Source organism: Streptomyces sp. CoH27, assembly GCF_020181035.1.
Lineage (GTDB): Bacteria > Actinomycetota > Actinomycetes > Streptomycetales > Streptomycetaceae > Streptomyces > Streptomyces camelliae.
Window position 1 is genome coordinate 63,396 of the sequence record NZ_JAIQYY010000030.1, and the last position, 14,779, is coordinate 78,174.

Below are 14,779 nucleotides of genomic sequence, written 5' to 3' on the forward strand. Positions count from 1 at the left end.
TGGGTCCGTGCCCGTTCAGGGGCTGGGCTCGTGCCTGTTCGGAGGCCGGGTCCCGTGCCCGTTCAGGGGCTGGGCGCGGTCAGATAGCGCTGGACGGTCGGGCCCAGCCACGCCACCAGTTCCTCGCGGGTCAGTGCCGTCGCCGGCGGCAGCCGCAGCACGTAACGGGTCAGGGCCAGCCCGAGCACCTGCGCGGCACAGAGCGCGGCCCGCACCGGGACCTGCTCGGGGTCCGGGCACACCTGCCGGGCCACCGGCAGCAGCTGGTCCCGGAAGATGCCCTGCATCCGTTCGGCCCCGGCCTGGTTGGTGACGCCGACCCGCAGGACGGCCCGCAGCTCCTCGTTGTCCTCCCACAGGTCGAGGAAGTGGCCCACGAGCGCCCGCCCGACCTCCTCCCTCGGCACCTGCCCGAGGTCGGGCATCCGCAGATCCAGCGCGACGGCCGCCGCGAACAGCCCCTCCTTGCTGCCGAAGTACCGCATCACCATGGACGGGTCGATGCGCGCGTCCTTGGCGATCGCCCGGATGGTGGCCCGCTCGTAGCCGTCTGCGGCGAACCGCTCGCGGGCGGCGTCGAGGATGGCGGACCGCGTGGCGTCGGAGCGCCGCGCCTGGCCTGTGCCCCGGCCTGTGCTCTGGCCTGATTCCTGGTTCTTCTGCGTGCTGCCGTTCATGCCAACGAGCGTAGGCCAACGTATGTAGGCCAACAAGTGTTGACTTCTTCGGAGTGGGGTTCTAGCGTTGCCAACAAGCGTTGACCAACAGACGTTGGCAAACAATCGTTGGCACACAATCGTTGGCACCAGGAGGTCACCATGAACGGCACCCCTGCCACCGTCATCGTCGTAGGCTCCGGCCCCACCGGCCTGCTGCTCGCCGGTGACCTCGCCGGCGCCGGCGTCCCGGTCACCGTCCTCGAAAAGCGCCCCCACAAGACCAGCAACCTCTCTCGCGCCTTCGTCCTGCACGCCCGCACCCTCGAACAGCTCGACGCCCGCCCGTCGCCCACCACCACCCTCAACGGACGCGCTTCGCGCGCACCTCTTTCGCGGAGCCTCGCCGACGATCTGGAGGCCGTGGGCCGGCCGCTCGACCGCCTCCGCCTCTTCGGCCGGCTCGGCATCGACCTCTCCGCTCTCCCCTCCCGCTTCAACCACCTCCTCGTCCTCCCGCAGTACGAGGTCGAGAAGGTGCTGAAGCGGCGGGCGGCCGAGGAGGGGGCGGACTTCCGGTACGAGACCGAGCTGACCGGGCTTGCCCAGGACGCGGACGGAGTCACGGTCGAGGTGCGTGGGCCCGAGGGGTGTACGGAGAGCCTGCGGGCGGCGTACGTCGTCGGTGCCGACGGCATGCGCAGCGCCGTACGGGACGCGATCGGGCTGCCCTTCCCGGGCACGTCGGTGATCCGGTCCGTGGTCCTCGCCGACGTCAGGCTCGCCGAGGAGCCGCCGGGCCTGCTCACCGTCAACGCCGTCGGCGACGCGTTCGCCTTCCTCGCGCCGTTCGGCGACGGCTACCACCGGGTGATCGGCTGGCACCGCGGCCGTGACGTCCCCGACAGCGAGCCGCTCGACCTGGCCGAGGTCAAGGAGATCACCCGCCTCGCCCTCGGCCGGGACTTCGGGATGCACGACGCCCGCTGGATGTCCCGCTTCCACAGCGACGAACGGCAGGCGCCGGCCTACCGGGTCGGCCGGGTCTTCCTGGCCGGAGACGCCGCGCACGTGCACACCCCGGCCGGCGGCCAGGGCATGAACACCGGCCTTCAGGACGCGGCGAACCTCAGCTGGAAGCTGGCCGCGGTCATCGTGGGCCAGGCGGACCCCGCGCTGCTCGACACGTACCAGGCCGAACGGCACCCCGTGGGCAGGACGGTGCTGCGCAGCAGCGGCGGGATCGTCCGCCTCGCGATGGCCAAGCGCCCCTGGACGCTCGCGGCGCGCGCCGCGCTCACCGCGTTCCTGAACGCCGTGGGCCCGGCCCGCCGCGCCGTCGCCGCCCAGGTCACCGGCATCGGCTACCGCTACCCCGCGCCCCGCGGCGCCCACCGTCTCACCGGCACCCGTGTCCCGGACGTCGCCCTCGCCGGCGGCGGCCGCCTCTACGAGGTCCTGCGTGGCGGCCGGTTCGTGTTGCTCACCCCGGAGCCGTACGAGCCGGGACCGAGCCGCGCAGGCCGGCTGACCGTGGCCCACTGGGCGAGCGGACGCCGTACGACGGTGCTGGTGCGCCCCGACGGCTACGCGGCCTGGGCGGCGGACTCGGCCGACGCGGCGCAGATCGAGAGGGCACTGACGGCGCAGGCCGGCGTCTAGGTGGGGCCTCTCATGACAGTGGTTCCTCGCGCTGCGCCTGGGGTGATGCGCTCGCTGCGACACGTACGCGATGACACCTCGGAGCACGAACGCCGCGCCTCCCTCGCGGGCTTCCTGAACTACTGCGACCAAGTACGAGGGCGGAGGCCGTCCACGATGATGGCGGCCACCTGGTGGCGAAGCCCCTCCATGTCCACCATCACCGTCCGCCGGTCAGACCTCCGCAGCCGTGACGTCGCCGAGCAGCTCCGCGCCGGGCTCGGTGGCGGCTACCACGTGATCCCCGGCATGTGCACAGCGCGCAAGCCTCTGGCCAAGCCCCAGCCCGGCACGGTTAGTGTCTGCGTCATGTCTGCTGAGCCCGTTCCCGCCCGTGTTCTCACGTTGCGCCCCGCGACCCGCACCGACCTGCCCGCGGTGCTCGCCCTGCTCGCCGATGAGGAGCGGGTGGTGGACCCGGTGACTGTCACGGTCACGGAGGCGTACGAGCGTGCCTTCGCGGCGATCGACGCGGACCCGCGCAACGAGATGCTCGTCCTGGCCGAGAACGCCGACGGCGAGGGCGCGGGCGGAACGGTCGTGGGCTGTCTGCAGGCGACATACATCCCCGGCCTCGGCAAGGGAGGCGCCGAGCGGGCCCTGATCGAGGCGGTGCGGATCCGCGCGGACCGGAGAGGTGGCGGGCTGGGCCGGACCTTGATGGAGCGCGCGATCGCGCGGGCACGCGCACGGGGCTGCGCACTGGTCCAGCTGACGAGCAACAAGCAGCGCGAGGATGCGCACCGCTTCTATGCCGGGCTCGGCTTCGTCCGCAGCCACGACGGGTTCAAGCTCGGGCTCTAGCGTCCGCCGCCAGCAGCGATCGTGCGGGGTCCGTTCGCATGCTGCGGGATGCGTCCCACTAGTCGGCACCCCGGAGCAACTCCCGTAGCAGGCCGGCCAGTTGGTTGGCCTGTTCGGCGTCCAGGGAGGCCAGTGCCTGCGTCTGGACCGCTAGGCCCGCGCCGACCGCCTGGTCGATGGTGTCCAGGCCCTTGTCGGTGAGGGTCACCTGGAGGCCGCGGCGGTCGTGGGGGTCGGGGGAGCGGCGGAGCAGGCCGGCCTTCTCCAGTTTGTCGAGACGGCCGGTCATGCCGCCGGTGGTGAGCATGAGGGTGGCCGACAGCTGGCGCGGGGAGAGGGTGTACGGCTCGCCGGCCCGGCGCAGGGTCGCCAGCACGTCGAACTCGCCGCGTGAGACGCCGTACGGCTGGTACGCCTTCTCCATGCGGTCGCCCATGGTGCGGGAGAGGCGGTAGATCCGCCCGAAGACCTCCATCGCCTTGGTGTCGAGGTCGGGCCGGACGGCCGCCCACTGGTCGATGATCGCGTCGACGGGATCCCTGTACTGAGGGCGGTCTTCGGTCATGCGCCGAGTATCGCGCGGCGGGCCGATCACTCGCAAGAAAGTAGCTTGACGGAAAGTAGCTTGTTAAAAAGTGACTTAGAGCTAAGCTAGTTCCTGCCAAGCTACTTACAGGGGGTCGGCAGATGAAGAGACAGCGACAGCTCCCGGCGGAGTGGGTGCTGCCCGTCACCGCCGCGGTCAACGGCGTCGGCACCGGCATGTACGTGCCGTTCACGCTGGTCTTCTTCCACGCCGTGACCGGACTGTCCTTCCCGGTCGTCGGCGCCGTGCTCACCGCCACCGGCCTCGCGGGCATCGCCGCACTGCCGCTCGCCGGGACGGCGGTGGACCGGTACGGCGCGAAGCGGGTGCTCCACGTGCTCTACGGCGTCCGGGTCGCCGGTTTCGCCCTCTATCCCTTCGTCCACTCCCTCCCCGCCTTCGCGGCCGTGGCCCTGGTCACCGCGGCCGCCGACCGGGCCTTCCCCGCCGCCCAGCAGTCCCTGATCGGCGAAGTGGCGCGCGGGGCCGACCGGGACCGGCTGCAGGCGGCGACACGCGCGCTGCAGAACGCGGGCAGCGGCGCCGGCGCACTGCTGGCCACCCTGGTCATCTCCCTTGCGGGCAGCACCGGTTACACCTACACGGCCTGGGGCAACGCCCTCGCCTTCGCACTCGCGGCACTGCTGCTGCGCCCGCTGCGGCCGGTGCGCACGGCGGGTGGAGCCACCACCGTGCGCCGGGCGGGCGCGGGCTACCGGCTCGTCCTCGCCGACCGGCCCTTCCTCGTCATCACCGGCGCCAACTTCCTGAACGCGCTGAACTATTCGGCCCTCTCGGTGCTCTTCCCGCTGTTCATCGTGGAGTGGCTGCACGGGCCCGCGGTACTCACCGGTTTCGCGTTCACCCTGAACACCGTGCTGTGCGCCGTGGGCGGTGTCGCCGTCGGTGCGCGGGTCCGGCGTACGGGTGCCCGGCGCACCCGGGCGGCGGCGCTGGGCGGCTCCCTGTTCGCGGCCTCGTTCACCGCACAGATCGTGCTCGGCACGCTGCGGCCGGGCTCGGCCGCGGTCCTCGGCACCGCCCTGGCCGCCGTGGCCGTCGTCTACACCCTCGGCGAGCTGATCCACAGCCCCGCCGCCGAGGTGCTGGCCGTCTCGGCGGCGCCCGAAGCGGTGCGCGGCCGGTATCTGGCGGCCTACCAGATGTCCTGGTCGCTGGCGAAGGCGGTGGCGCCGTCGCTGTTCACGGCCCTGCTCGCGCTGGACGGCCGGGCACCGTGGGCGGTCCTCGTCATGACGTCGGCGCTCGCCGCCACGCTCCTGATCCGGGTGGAGCACCGGCTCCCGGCGGAGGCGGTACGGCCGCTGCCGGTGACGGTGACCGGCGGCCGTGCTCCGCACACCCCTGTGACAACCACCGAAGCCACCCCCGTCCCCGAAGGATCCCGGCCGTGAAACGCTCCGCAGCCACCATCGCGCTCACCGCCCTCGCCCCCGTCTCCTGGGGCACCACCTACGCGGTCACCACCGAGTTCCTCCCGCCGGACCGCCCGCTGTTCACGGCCCTGACGCGCGCCCTGCCCGCCGGGCTGCTGCTGCTCGCCGTCACCCGGGTGCTGCCGAAGGGCGCCTGGTGGTGGAAGGCGCCGGTGCTCGGCGCACTGAACATCGGCGCCTTCTTCCCGCTGCTGTTCGTCTCGGCGTACCGGTTGCCCGGCGGGATGGCCGCGGCCGTCGGCTCGGTCCAGCCACTGTTCGTCGTAGGTCTCTCGGCGCTGCTGCTGAGCCGGCGCCCGGCCGCACGCACGCTGGTCACCGGTGCCGTGGCCGCGCTCGGCGTCAGTCTGGTCGTCCTGCAGGGAACCGGCGCCCTCGACGCGACAGGCGTGCTCGCGGCCGTGGCCTCCACCGCCTCGATGGCCGCCGGGACGGTGCTGACCAAGCGGTGGGGCCGCCCGGACGGCGTCGGCCCGCTGACCCTCACCGGCTGGCAGCTCACCGCCGGCGGCCTGCTCATCGCGCCGGTCGCATTCCTGGCGGAGGGCGCCCCGCCGGCCCTGGACGCCCGAGCCGTGGGCGGCTATGTCTACCTGGCGCTGGCCAACACGGCGGTGGCGTACTGGCTCTGGTTCCGCGGCATCGGCCGGCTCCGCGCCACCCAGGTCTCCTTCCTCGGCCCGCTGTCCCCGCTGACCGCGGCCGTCGTCGGCTGGGCGGCGCTCGGACAGTCGCTGACCCCGGTGCAGGTGGCGGGCATGGCGCTGGCGTTCGGGGCGACGCTGGCGGGACAGCTCGGGGGAGGGGCGGGCCGACGTGGGAGTGGCCGATCGTTCCGTTTCCCTGAAAGGAATCGTCGTAAAGCTTCGGTGGACTTGGAAGGTCACTCGTTGCGACGGTAGGAGCACGCACCCGCTCCCGCCGCCGAACCCTGGATCTTCGGTGGGGGGAGACGGGCCCTGCGGTGAGCCGTGTCCTGGGGGCACTTCGGGAGCGGCGGCCGCGGTCACTCGGGGGTGAACTCGTACTCCACCTCGTAGAGATGGCCCGCCTTGACCATGACCGTGGCCTCGATGGGACGGTCGTCGTCGCTGTACACCACGCGCAGCGTCCTGAGCACCGGCAGGTCGCTGGGCAGGTTCAGCGCCAGGTACTGCTCCTGGGTGGGGACTCTCGCCGCGACCCGGTCCACACTCAGACGGGGCGGGAGTCCAAGCTCGGCGAGGAGGGTCGGCGTACCGCCCCTGATCTTCCGCTTCTCCGCGATGGCGGTCCCCTGGGCGATGTCCATTGGGTAGTACGACTTGACCAGTTCGGCTGGTTCGCCGTCGACTGCGAGGACCTGGTGCCGGAGGAGGGCCGTGCCACCGGCGGCGATGTTCAAGGCCGCCGCGACGTCGGCGGGTGGCCTGACCTCGCGCACGTCCAGCAGGGTGCTGTGGGTCTGAGATCCCAGCTTCGCCGTCTCCGTCAGCCAGCGGTAGGGCTTCCCCGGTTCGGCCGGAGCCATGTACGAGGCCGGGCGCATGGTCCGCTGGCGATGCTCGCGGACGGTGACGGAGGCTCCGGCTCGGCCGACCACGAGTCGCTCGTCCTTGAGGATGTGGAGTGCCTTCTGAATGGTGGCGTTGGACGCGTCGAACCGTGTCTTGAGCTGAGCGGTGGAGGGCAGGCTTGCGCCTGGAGCCAGGTCTCCACTCATGATCTCGTCCCGGAGGTCGGCGGCGATTCGCTCATGCAGTGACCGCCGGTCCGGGCTGCCTGTTTCGTCGGTGGGCACGGTCATCCGATCCGCATCTCGTAGCGCAGCTGCTGCCTGTGGGCCGGCATGACCATCATGTCGGCCTGAATGGGCCGGTCTTCCCGGTCCAGTGTGACCCGGCTCAGTGTGAGGACCGGCTCGTCGGGAGCGAGTTGCAGGACCTCGCGCTCCTCCGCGCCGGGAAGGCGGGCGGTCACGTCCTCGCGCACGCGCGTTCCGACGTAGCCGAGTTCGGCGAGGAGGGTCACGGCACCGCCGGGGATCTTCCCCTTCTCGGCGAGACGGGTGCCGCGGGCGATGCTCACGGGATAGTAGGTGTCCGTCAACTCGCAAGGCACATCATCGAGTTGGATGACACGGCGGCGCACGACGACCATCTCACCCGCGCCCACGCCGAGAAGTGCGGCCACCTCCTCCGGAGCGGGCACCTCGTCGGCCCGCACGATGCGCTGGCTGCCCTTGCCGCCCCGCGCCGCGGCCTCGGCTCCCCACGCGTCGGGTTGTCCCTTCTGCCGTGGTGTCAGGTACGGCATCGAGGTGCTGACCCACGTGCTGTCGCTCACGGTGTCCTCCTGCGTCGGTTGCCGATCTCGCCGCTCTACACGTTAAGCGACTCGCTTCACTTGCCCCTAGACTACCTCTCTACTTTTCGCGAAAGGTGATACGGTACTCGTCGATCGCCCAACTCGGAGCAAGGCGGTGGTGCACCATGCCTCTGTCACGGCAAAGACGATTCCCTCGTACGCTCAGATCCGTAAGAGCCGCACGCGCATTCGCTCTCGACGCGCTGACGGAGTGGGGCCGCCTCGACCGGCACGACGATGTGCGGCTCTGCGTCTCGGAGTTAGCCACGAACGCCGTGCTGCACGGTGTTCCTCCAGGCCGTGAGTTCTGCCTGACACTCGTCGCCGACGGGCCCGCGATCCGTGTCGAGGTGCGTGACAGTGGGGGCGGACACCCGCATGTCGTCCAGCGAGGGGAAGAGGACTGTGAGGGCAGGGGGCTTCTGCTCGTGACAGCGCTCGCAGATGACTTCGGCGTCGTCGTACACAACCCGGGGAAGACCGTCTGGGCGGTGTTCACGAGCGACTCAGCCGCCGAAAAGAATGTCGAGCCCTCCGTCGTGGCGCCTAGACTCGCGGCGCGGCATTCCTGAGCACCCCGTACTACTGCTTCCTGTGACCGGAAGGCAGTGAGGGCGAGGCCGTAGGACGGCGTCGCCCTCCTCGGTGTGCCTGTCTGAAACGCCCCTTCCGATTTCCCCGCGTTCTCGCAGGCACGGCCCCCCTCCCTTCCCTTCGCCAGGAGTGCCTCATGCCCGCGCCGTGTCCCCCTGCCCTCGTGCCCTTTCTCGATCTGCTCTGCTGCCCGGTGTGCCAGGCGCCGCGTCTGCGCCCCGCTCATGGTGCGCTGCGCTGCCGGGTGGGGCACGCCTTCGACATCGCCCGGCACGGGTACGTCAGTCTGCTCACCGGTACGCGTGCCATCAGCGGCGACGCCGCCATGGTCCGCGCCCGGGAGAGGTTCCTGGCCGATGGGGCGTACGAGCCCGTCCGCCGAGTGGTGGCCGCTCTGGCCGACGCCGGCATCGGTGGCCGGTCCGCGCGGGGCACGATCGTGGACGTGGGCTGCGGTACGGGCTATTACCTCGCCGGTGTCCTCGACCGGCTGCCCGGCGTCCATGGCCTGGGGCTGGACAGCTCCGTGCGCGCCCTGCGCTCGGCGGCCCGGGTCCATGGCCGGGCCGCCGTGGTGACCTGGGACGTCTTCCGACCCTTCCCACTGGCCGACGGGTCGGCCGATGTCGTCCTGGACGTGTTCGCCCCGCGCAATCCATTCGAGTTCCACCGTGTGCTGCGCCCCGCCGGTCGGCTGGTCGTCGTACGTCCCACTGCGTCGCACCTCGCCGAATTGCGCGGCTCGGTGCCGGGCACGGTCACGGTCGACCCCGCCAAGGAACGGCGCCTGCGCCATGCCCTGAAGCTTTACTTCCGGGCCTTCGGCACCGAACGGGTCGAGTACCGTCTCTCCCTCACCGAGACGGAACTCGCCGACCTGGTCGGGATGACGCCGAGCGCCCGCCACCTGAACCCCGCGGGCCTGATCCTCGTGCCGGGCCGGGTCACCATCTCCGTCCTGGCCACCGTCTACAAGCGCGCGTCCCGGCGTCAGCCCCGCCGGACCTCGTAGAGAAAGCACCCGTACTCCACCGCCCGCACATGCACCACCGCCACCTCCGGGTCGGTGAACGCCTCCCTGAGGGCTGCGAGGAAGCCGGTGTCCGTCAGGTGGCCGCCCAGGATGTGGCCCTCGGCGGAGTAGCGGCGCAGGACGCGGTGAGCGTTGGTGAAGGGCAGGGTGGCGGGGTCGGCCGGACCCGGGCAGTCGTCGGCGTGGACGAAGACCGGGCCCTGCTCGTCGTACGCCCCCGGGTCGGCACCTGTCTCGGCCGCCCAGCGGCGCAGGGGGGCGTAGGAGACCAGGGCGATCCGCTCGCCCGGCGCGCTGTGACGCAGGCAGCAGCGCAGCGGGGCGCCGCCCTCCTCGTCGGTGAAGGGGGCCGGGGCGCGGCCCGCGTCGTCGGTGGTCCGCAGCTCCTTCAGCACCCGGGGCGGGATCGGGCGCGGCATGTATGTCGTCGTCATGGATCCAGCCTGCGTGCCCGGCCCCGGCGGCACCGGCGGGATGCGGACATCGCGTTCCCCGCGGCTCCCATGGAAGGATGGCGTAACCGACACATAACGAGGAGATGACCGCGTGCCTGGCACAAACCTGACTCGCGAAGAGGCGCAGCAGCGGGCCGAGCTGCTCACCGTTGACTCGTACGAGATCGATCTCGACCTCTCCGGCGCGCAGGAGGGCGGCACCTACCGGTCCGTGACCATGGTGCGCTTCGACGTCGCCCGCGGCGGTGCCGAGTCCTTCATCGACCTGGTGGCGCCCACCGTCCACGAGGTCACCCTGAACGGCGACGCGCTCGACCCCGCCGAGGTCTTCGCGGACTCACGGATCGCGCTGCCGGGGCTGCTGGAGGGCCGCAACTGGCTCCGCGTGGTCGCCGACTGTGCGTACACCAACACGGGTGAGGGATTGCACCGGTTCGTCGACCCCGTCGACGAGCAGGCGTACCTCTACACCCAGTTCGAGGTGCCGGACGCCCGCCGGGTCTTCGCCTCGTTCGAGCAGCCGGACCTGAAGGCGACCTTCCAGTTCACCGTGCGGGCGCCCGAGGGCTGGACGGTCGTCTCGAACTCGCCGACGCCCGAGCCGAAGGGCAATGTCTGGATCTTCGAGCCGACCCCGCGCATCTCGACGTACATCACCGCGCTGATCGTCGGCCCGTACCACTCCGTGCACAGCGTGTACGAGAAGGACGGCCAGAGCGTGCCGCTCGGCATCTACTGCCGCCCCTCGCTCGCCGAGTTCCTGGACTCGGACGCGATCTTCGAGGTGACCCGGCAGGGCTTCGACTGGTTCCAGGAGAAGTTCGACTACGCCTACCCCTTCGCGAAGTACGACCAGCTGTTCGTGCCGGAGTTCAACGCGGGCGCGATGGAGAACGCCGGTGCCGTCACCATCCGCGACCAGTACGTCTTCCGGAGCAAGGTGACCGACGCGGCGTACGAGGTGCGGGCGGAGACGATCCTGCACGAGCTGGCCCACATGTGGTTCGGCGACCTCGTCACCATGGAGTGGTGGAACGACCTGTGGCTGAACGAGTCGTTCGCCACCTACACCTCCATCGCCTGCCAGGCCGCCGCGCCCGGCTCGCGCTGGCCGCACTCGTGGACGACGTTCGCCAACTCCATGAAGACCTGGGCGTACCGGCAGGACCAGCTGCCGTCGACGCACCCGATCATGGCGGACATCCGTGACCTGGACGACGTCCTCGTCAACTTCGACGGCATCACGTACGCCAAGGGTGCCTCCGTCCTCAAGCAGCTCGTCGCGTACGTCGGCGAGGACGAGTTCTTCAAGGGCGTGCAGGCGTACTTCAAGGCGCACGCGTTCGGCAACACCCGCCTGTCCGACCTGCTGGGCGCGCTGGAGGAGACCTCCGGGCGCGACCTGAAGACCTGGTCGAAGAAGTGGCTGGAGACGGCCGGCATCAACATCCTGCGCCCGGAGATCGCCACGGACGCCGACGGTGTCGTCACCTCCTTCGCGGTCCGCCAGGAGGCCCCGGCGCTGCCCGCCGGCGCCAAGGGCGAGCCGGTGCTGCGTCCGCACCGCATCGCGATCGGCGTGTACGACCTCGACGCCGCGAGCGGCAAGCTGGTGCGCACGGACCGGATCGAGCTGGACGTCGACGGCGAGCTGACGGCCGTACCGCAGCTGACGGGCCGGGCGCGCCCCGCCGTCGTCCTGCTGAACGACGACGACCTGTCGTACGCCAAGGTCCGCCTGGACGAGGACTCGCTGAAGACGGTCACCGAACACCTCGGCGACTTCGAGCAGTCCCTGCCGCGCGCGCTGTGCTGGGCGTCGGCCTGGGACATGACGCGGGACGCGGAGCTGGCGGCCCGCGACTACCTGTCCCTGGTCCTGTCGGGCATCGGCAAGGAGTCGGACATCGGTGTCGTGCAGTCGCTGCACCGCCAGGTGAAGCTGGCGATCGACCTGTACGCCGACCCCACCGCCCGCGAGTCCCTGCTGACCCGCTGGACCGACGCCACGCTGGCCCACCTGCGGGCCGCCGAGCCGGCGAGCGACCACCAGCTGGCCTGGGCGCGTGCCTTCGCGGCGACGGCCCGTACGCCCGAGCAGCTGGACCTGCTGGAGGCGCTGCTGGAGGGCACGCACACCGTCGAGGGCCTGGCCGTGGACACCGAGCTGCGCTGGGCGTTCGTGGAGCGGCTGGCGGCGGTCGGGCGCTTCGACGAGGCCGAGATCGCGGCCGAGTACGAGCGGGACAAGACCGCGGCCGGTGAGCGGCACGCGGCCACCGCCCGCGCGGCCCGCCCGACGGAGGAGGCCAAGGCGGAGGCCTGGTCCTCAGTGATCGACTCCGACAAGCTGCCGAACGCCGTGCAGGAGGCCGTGATCGGCGGCTTCGTGCAGACCGACCAGCGTGAGCTGCTGGCGCCGTACGCGGACAGGTACTTCGAGGTCCTCAAGGGCGTCTGGGACTCCCGTTCGCACGAGATGGCCCAGCAGATCGCCGTCGGCCTCTACCCGTCGGTCCAGGTCTTCGAGGCGACCCTCGCCAAGACCGACGCCTGGCTCGCCACGGCCGACCCGAACGCGGCCCTGCGCCGCCTCGTCTCCGAGTCCCGCGCGGGCGTGGAGCGGGCACTGCGGGCCCAGGCGGCGGACGCGGCGGCGGCCGGGTAAGCACCGCCCACCGACACGGCGCCGAGGGCGCCCGGCATGCGTGCCGGGCGCCCTCGGCGTTGCTCGGCTACCGGTGGTCCCGTACGCGTGCCGCGAAGGACCCACCGCGTCCTGCGCCGCTCATGTGCGGGCGGTGGAGTACGGCTGCTTTCTGTACGAGGTACGGCGGGGCCAGGGATCAGGACAGGCCGGCCCTGTCCTGCGTGGTGACCTGGGTGAACGCGCCCTCGCGCCACCAGAACACCGAGGGGCTCAGCGCGCCCGGTGACTGCTCGAAGCCCACGGTGGCGAACCGGGCCATGGCGTGCAGCGAGGGGCCCGCGTCCCCGCCGCGGACGACGTGGAAGGCGAGCTGGTGCCGGTGCGGCAGCGCGACCAGCACTCCGTCCCGCGCCGAGGCGTCCTTGGCGTAGCGGTGTACGACCTCGTCGAGGATCAGGGCGAGGCTCGCGATGAAGTACGAGCCGCCCGTCAGCACGTCGACGTGGGAGCCGTCCTTGTCCCTGACCACCTTGTGCCGGTCGACACGGACGGCCCGCAGGTTCTGCAACGCGCGGTCCCGCAGGGCCGTGGGTCCACCCAGCTCGGCGACGGAGTCCGCGGTCAGCATGTCGACGGTTTCCGGAAGGTCGAGCGCCAGCACTTCCAGCAGCCCCGGAACCGATCGGGGACCGTACCCGAAGGCCTTCAGGCGCGCGGGATCACCACCGGGAATGAACCGGGGAAAGAGCTGGGCCAGGAGCCGTTCGCGCGGCAGCGCCCTGAGCGCCTGCGGGCCGTCCAGCGAACGGACGACCCGGTCGACGTGCTGATCCACGAGCGTCCGCCAGCGCCGAGGACCGCGGCTGTCGTTGTGGCACACGGCCGCGAGGTTGGTGAGGCCGAAGCGCAAGCCCGAGTCCGCGGTCACGCGACCCGGTTCGACCGTCACCTCGATGCCGCGCTCCGCGAAGGCCTCGCGGACGTAGGTACGCAGCCGGGCGGCCTCCGCCTCGGACAGGAACGCGAACTCCCCGTCGCGCGGCACGTCCGCCCCGTCACGACGTTCTCCACGCCGGAACATCCCCACCAGATCCCCCTCGCTCGAAGAAGCGGATCATAGTGAGGGGCGGCCACGTGACCGTGACCGCCCCTGCCCTGCGCGTGGCTTACTTCGCGGACAGCTCCGCCGCCACCAGCTCCGCGATCTGGACCGCGTTCAGCGCGGCGCCCTTGCGGAGGTTGTCGTTGGAGACGAACAGCGCGAGGCCGTTGTCCACCGTCTCGTCGCGGCGGATACGGCCGACGTACGACGGGTCCTGGCCGGCCGCCTGGAGCGGGGTCGGGATGTCGGAGAGGGCCACGCCCGGCGCCGCCGCGAGCAGCTCGGTCGCGCGCTCGGGGGAGATCGGGCGGGCGAACCGGGCGTTGACCTGGAGGGAGTGACCGGAGAAGACCGGGACGCGGACGCAGGTGCCGGAGACCTTCAGACCCGGGATCTCCAGGATCTTGCGGGACTCGTTGCGCAGCTTCTGCTCCTCGTCGGTCTCGTTCAGACCGTCCTCGACGAGGTTGCCCGCGAAGGGGAGCACGTTGAAGGCGATGGGGCGCTTGTAGACGTTCGGCTCGGGGAAGTCGACGGCCTGGCCGTCGTGGGTGAGCTTGTCGGCGTCGGCGGCGACCTTCTGCACCTGGCCGTGCAGCTCCGCCACGCCCGCGAGGCCCGAGCCGGACACCGCCTGGTAGGTGGCGACGACGAGCGCCTCCAGGCCGGCCTCCTCGTGCAGCACCTTCAGGACCGGCATCGCGGCCATCGTGGTGCAGTTCGGGTTGGCGATGATGCCCTTGGGGCGGTCGGCGATCGCGTGCGGGTTCACCTCGGAGACCACCAGCGGGACCTCGGGGTCCTTGCGCCAGGCCGAGGAGTTGTCGATCACGACGGCGCCCTGGGAGGCGACCTTCTCGGCCAGCGCCTTGGAGGTCGCTCCGCCCGCGGAGAAGAGCACGATGTCGAGGCCGGTGTAGTCGGCGGTCGCCGCGTCCTCCACCGTCACGCCGTCCAGCACGGTGCCCGCCGAGCGCGCCGAGGCGAACAGGCGCAGCTGCGTCACCGGGAAGTTCCGCTCCGTGAGGATCCTGCGCATGACCGTGCCGACCTGACCGGTGGCTCCGACGATTCCGACCCTCACAGCGACTCCCTCTGCGTGTCCTTGCATGTCTGCGGCGTTTCCATCATGCGGCCGACCCCGGTCCGCCTGTCCAATTCTTTGCGTTCCATGCCCGAGGGGTGGGACGCACCACCGCGATCAACGGTTGCGGAACTCCGCCGACACCCCTGCTGAGCTGGAGAAATTCGCCCTACGGCGGCCTCGTGCCGCAAGCCGTGCTGCCTCGGCGCGCCGGTGTGACGTACACCTCTGAAGGTCACGTCCGCGGGAGTGGTGTATCGACGGCCACTCGGTGATCTCTTCTTTGAGGCTATGCGGTGAGTTCCGTCGGG

The 14,779-nt window shown here is 71.2% G+C and carries 14 protein-coding genes; 7 read left to right on the forward strand and 7 right to left on the reverse strand.

Features of this window, described 5'->3' with window-relative positions; all coding sequences use genetic code 11:
- Window positions 1–62 precede the first annotated feature (62 nt).
- Window positions 63–677 (reverse strand): TetR family transcriptional regulator, encoded by a 615-nt coding sequence (locus LE548_RS37310; RefSeq protein WP_225101480.1) that lies wholly within the window; start codon window positions 675–677, stop codon window positions 63–65.
- 141 nt (window positions 678–818) lie between these two features.
- Here LE548_RS37310 and LE548_RS37315 point away from each other — a divergent pair, with 141 nt between their 5' ends.
- Together LE548_RS37315 and LE548_RS37320 are read left to right on the forward strand one after the other, a co-directional pair.
- The gene (locus LE548_RS37315; protein WP_225101481.1) at window positions 819–2,318 is read left to right on the forward strand and encodes an FAD-dependent monooxygenase; all 1,500 of its coding nucleotides are present in this window, start codon (window positions 819–821) and stop codon (window positions 2,316–2,318) included.
- A gap of 348 nt (window positions 2,319–2,666) precedes the next feature.
- Window positions 2,667–3,161, forward strand: coding sequence for a GNAT family N-acetyltransferase (locus tag LE548_RS37320; protein WP_225101495.1), 495 nt, complete (start codon window positions 2,667–2,669; stop codon window positions 3,159–3,161).
- 58 nt (window positions 3,162–3,219) lie between these two features.
- Here the strand turns inward: LE548_RS37320 and LE548_RS37325 are convergent, their stop codons facing one another.
- Window positions 3,220–3,726, reverse strand: a complete 507-nt coding sequence (locus tag LE548_RS37325) for a MarR family winged helix-turn-helix transcriptional regulator (RefSeq protein WP_225101482.1) — start codon at window positions 3,724–3,726, stop codon at window positions 3,220–3,222.
- Between the two features lie 122 nt (window positions 3,727–3,848).
- On the opposite strand from LE548_RS37325, the gene LE548_RS37330 reads away from it, so the two are divergent.
- Both LE548_RS37330 and LE548_RS37335 read left to right on the forward strand, forming a co-directional pair.
- Complete coding sequence (locus LE548_RS37330) at window positions 3,849–5,162, forward strand: MFS transporter (RefSeq protein WP_225101483.1); 1,314 nt, start codon at window positions 3,849–3,851, stop codon at window positions 5,160–5,162.
- The gene (locus tag LE548_RS37335; protein ID WP_225101484.1) at window positions 5,159–6,106 is read left to right on the forward strand and encodes an EamA family transporter; all 948 of its coding nucleotides are present in this window, start codon (window positions 5,159–5,161) and stop codon (window positions 6,104–6,106) included. Before LE548_RS37330 ends, LE548_RS37335 begins: the two co-directional genes overlap by 4 nt.
- Before the next feature lie 104 nt (window positions 6,107–6,210).
- On the opposite strand, the gene LE548_RS37340 is transcribed toward LE548_RS37335, so the two are convergent.
- Window positions 6,211–6,990 carry a GntR family transcriptional regulator gene (locus LE548_RS37340; RefSeq protein ID WP_225101485.1) on the reverse strand — a complete coding sequence of 260 codons (780 nt, stop codon included), beginning with the start codon at window positions 6,988–6,990 and terminating at the stop codon, window positions 6,211–6,213.
- Window positions 6,987–7,529 (reverse strand): GntR family transcriptional regulator, encoded by a 543-nt coding sequence (locus LE548_RS37345; RefSeq protein ID WP_225101486.1) that lies wholly within the window; start codon window positions 7,527–7,529, stop codon window positions 6,987–6,989. Before LE548_RS37345 ends, LE548_RS37340 begins: the two co-directional genes overlap by 4 nt.
- Window positions 7,530–7,675: 146 nt before the next feature.
- Here LE548_RS37345 and LE548_RS37350 point away from each other — a divergent pair, with 146 nt between their 5' ends.
- Both LE548_RS37350 and LE548_RS37355 read left to right on the forward strand, forming a co-directional pair.
- Window positions 7,676–8,122: an ATP-binding protein gene (locus LE548_RS37350; protein WP_225101487.1), complete on the forward strand. Its 447-nt coding sequence runs from the start codon at window positions 7,676–7,678 to the stop codon at window positions 8,120–8,122.
- A 158-nt stretch (window positions 8,123–8,280) separates the two neighbouring features.
- On the forward strand, window positions 8,281–9,156 hold the full coding sequence (locus LE548_RS37355; protein WP_225101488.1) for a putative RNA methyltransferase: 876 nt from the start codon (window positions 8,281–8,283) through the stop codon (window positions 9,154–9,156).
- Here LE548_RS37355 and LE548_RS37360 read toward each other — a convergent pair.
- On the reverse strand, window positions 9,135–9,611 hold the full coding sequence (locus LE548_RS37360) for a DUF1203 domain-containing protein (protein WP_225101489.1): 477 nt from the start codon (window positions 9,609–9,611) through the stop codon (window positions 9,135–9,137). The two genes, LE548_RS37355 and LE548_RS37360, sit on opposite strands and share 22 nt — an antisense overlap.
- A gap of 112 nt (window positions 9,612–9,723) precedes the next feature.
- Here LE548_RS37360 and pepN point away from each other — a divergent pair, with 112 nt between their 5' ends.
- Window positions 9,724–12,300: an aminopeptidase N gene (gene pepN, locus LE548_RS37365; protein ID WP_225101490.1), complete on the forward strand. Its 2,577-nt coding sequence runs from the start codon at window positions 9,724–9,726 to the stop codon at window positions 12,298–12,300.
- Between the two features lie 178 nt (window positions 12,301–12,478).
- On the opposite strand, the gene LE548_RS37370 is transcribed toward pepN, so the two are convergent.
- Together LE548_RS37370 and LE548_RS37375 are read right to left on the reverse strand one after the other, a co-directional pair.
- On the reverse strand, window positions 12,479–13,327 hold the full coding sequence (locus tag LE548_RS37370; protein WP_225101491.1) for a hypothetical protein: 849 nt from the start codon (window positions 13,325–13,327) through the stop codon (window positions 12,479–12,481).
- A gap of 121 nt (window positions 13,328–13,448) precedes the next feature.
- On the reverse strand, window positions 13,449–14,468 hold the full coding sequence (locus LE548_RS37375; RefSeq protein WP_225101492.1) for an aspartate-semialdehyde dehydrogenase: 1,020 nt from the start codon (window positions 14,466–14,468) through the stop codon (window positions 13,449–13,451).
- Between the last annotated feature and the right edge of the window lie 311 nt (window positions 14,469–14,779).

Excerpts from the sequence above, each read along its gene's own strand:
- LE548_RS37350 (WP_225101487.1), top strand. The coding sequence starts at position 7,676 with ATGCCTCTGTCACGGCAAAGACGATTCCCTCGTACGCTCAGATCCGTA.
- LE548_RS37315 (WP_225101481.1), top strand. The coding sequence starts at position 819 with ATGAACGGCACCCCTGCCACCGTCATCGTCGTAGGCTCCGGCCCCACC.
- LE548_RS37330 (WP_225101483.1), top strand. The coding sequence starts at position 3,849 with ATGAAGAGACAGCGACAGCTCCCGGCGGAGTGGGTGCTGCCCGTCACC.
- LE548_RS37320 (WP_225101495.1), top strand. The coding sequence starts at position 2,667 with ATGTCTGCTGAGCCCGTTCCCGCCCGTGTTCTCACGTTGCGCCCCGCG.
- LE548_RS37325 (WP_225101482.1), bottom strand. The coding sequence starts at position 3,726 with ATGACCGAAGACCGCCCTCAGTACAGGGATCCCGTCGACGCGATCATC.
- LE548_RS37310 (WP_225101480.1), bottom strand. The coding sequence starts at position 677 with ATGAACGGCAGCACGCAGAAGAACCAGGAATCAGGCCAGAGCACAGGC.
- LE548_RS37355 (WP_225101488.1), top strand. The coding sequence starts at position 8,281 with ATGCCCGCGCCGTGTCCCCCTGCCCTCGTGCCCTTTCTCGATCTGCTC.
- LE548_RS37340 (WP_225101485.1), bottom strand. The coding sequence starts at position 6,990 with ATGACCGTGCCCACCGACGAAACAGGCAGCCCGGACCGGCGGTCACTG.
- LE548_RS37360 (WP_225101489.1), bottom strand. The coding sequence starts at position 9,611 with ATGACGACGACATACATGCCGCGCCCGATCCCGCCCCGGGTGCTGAAG.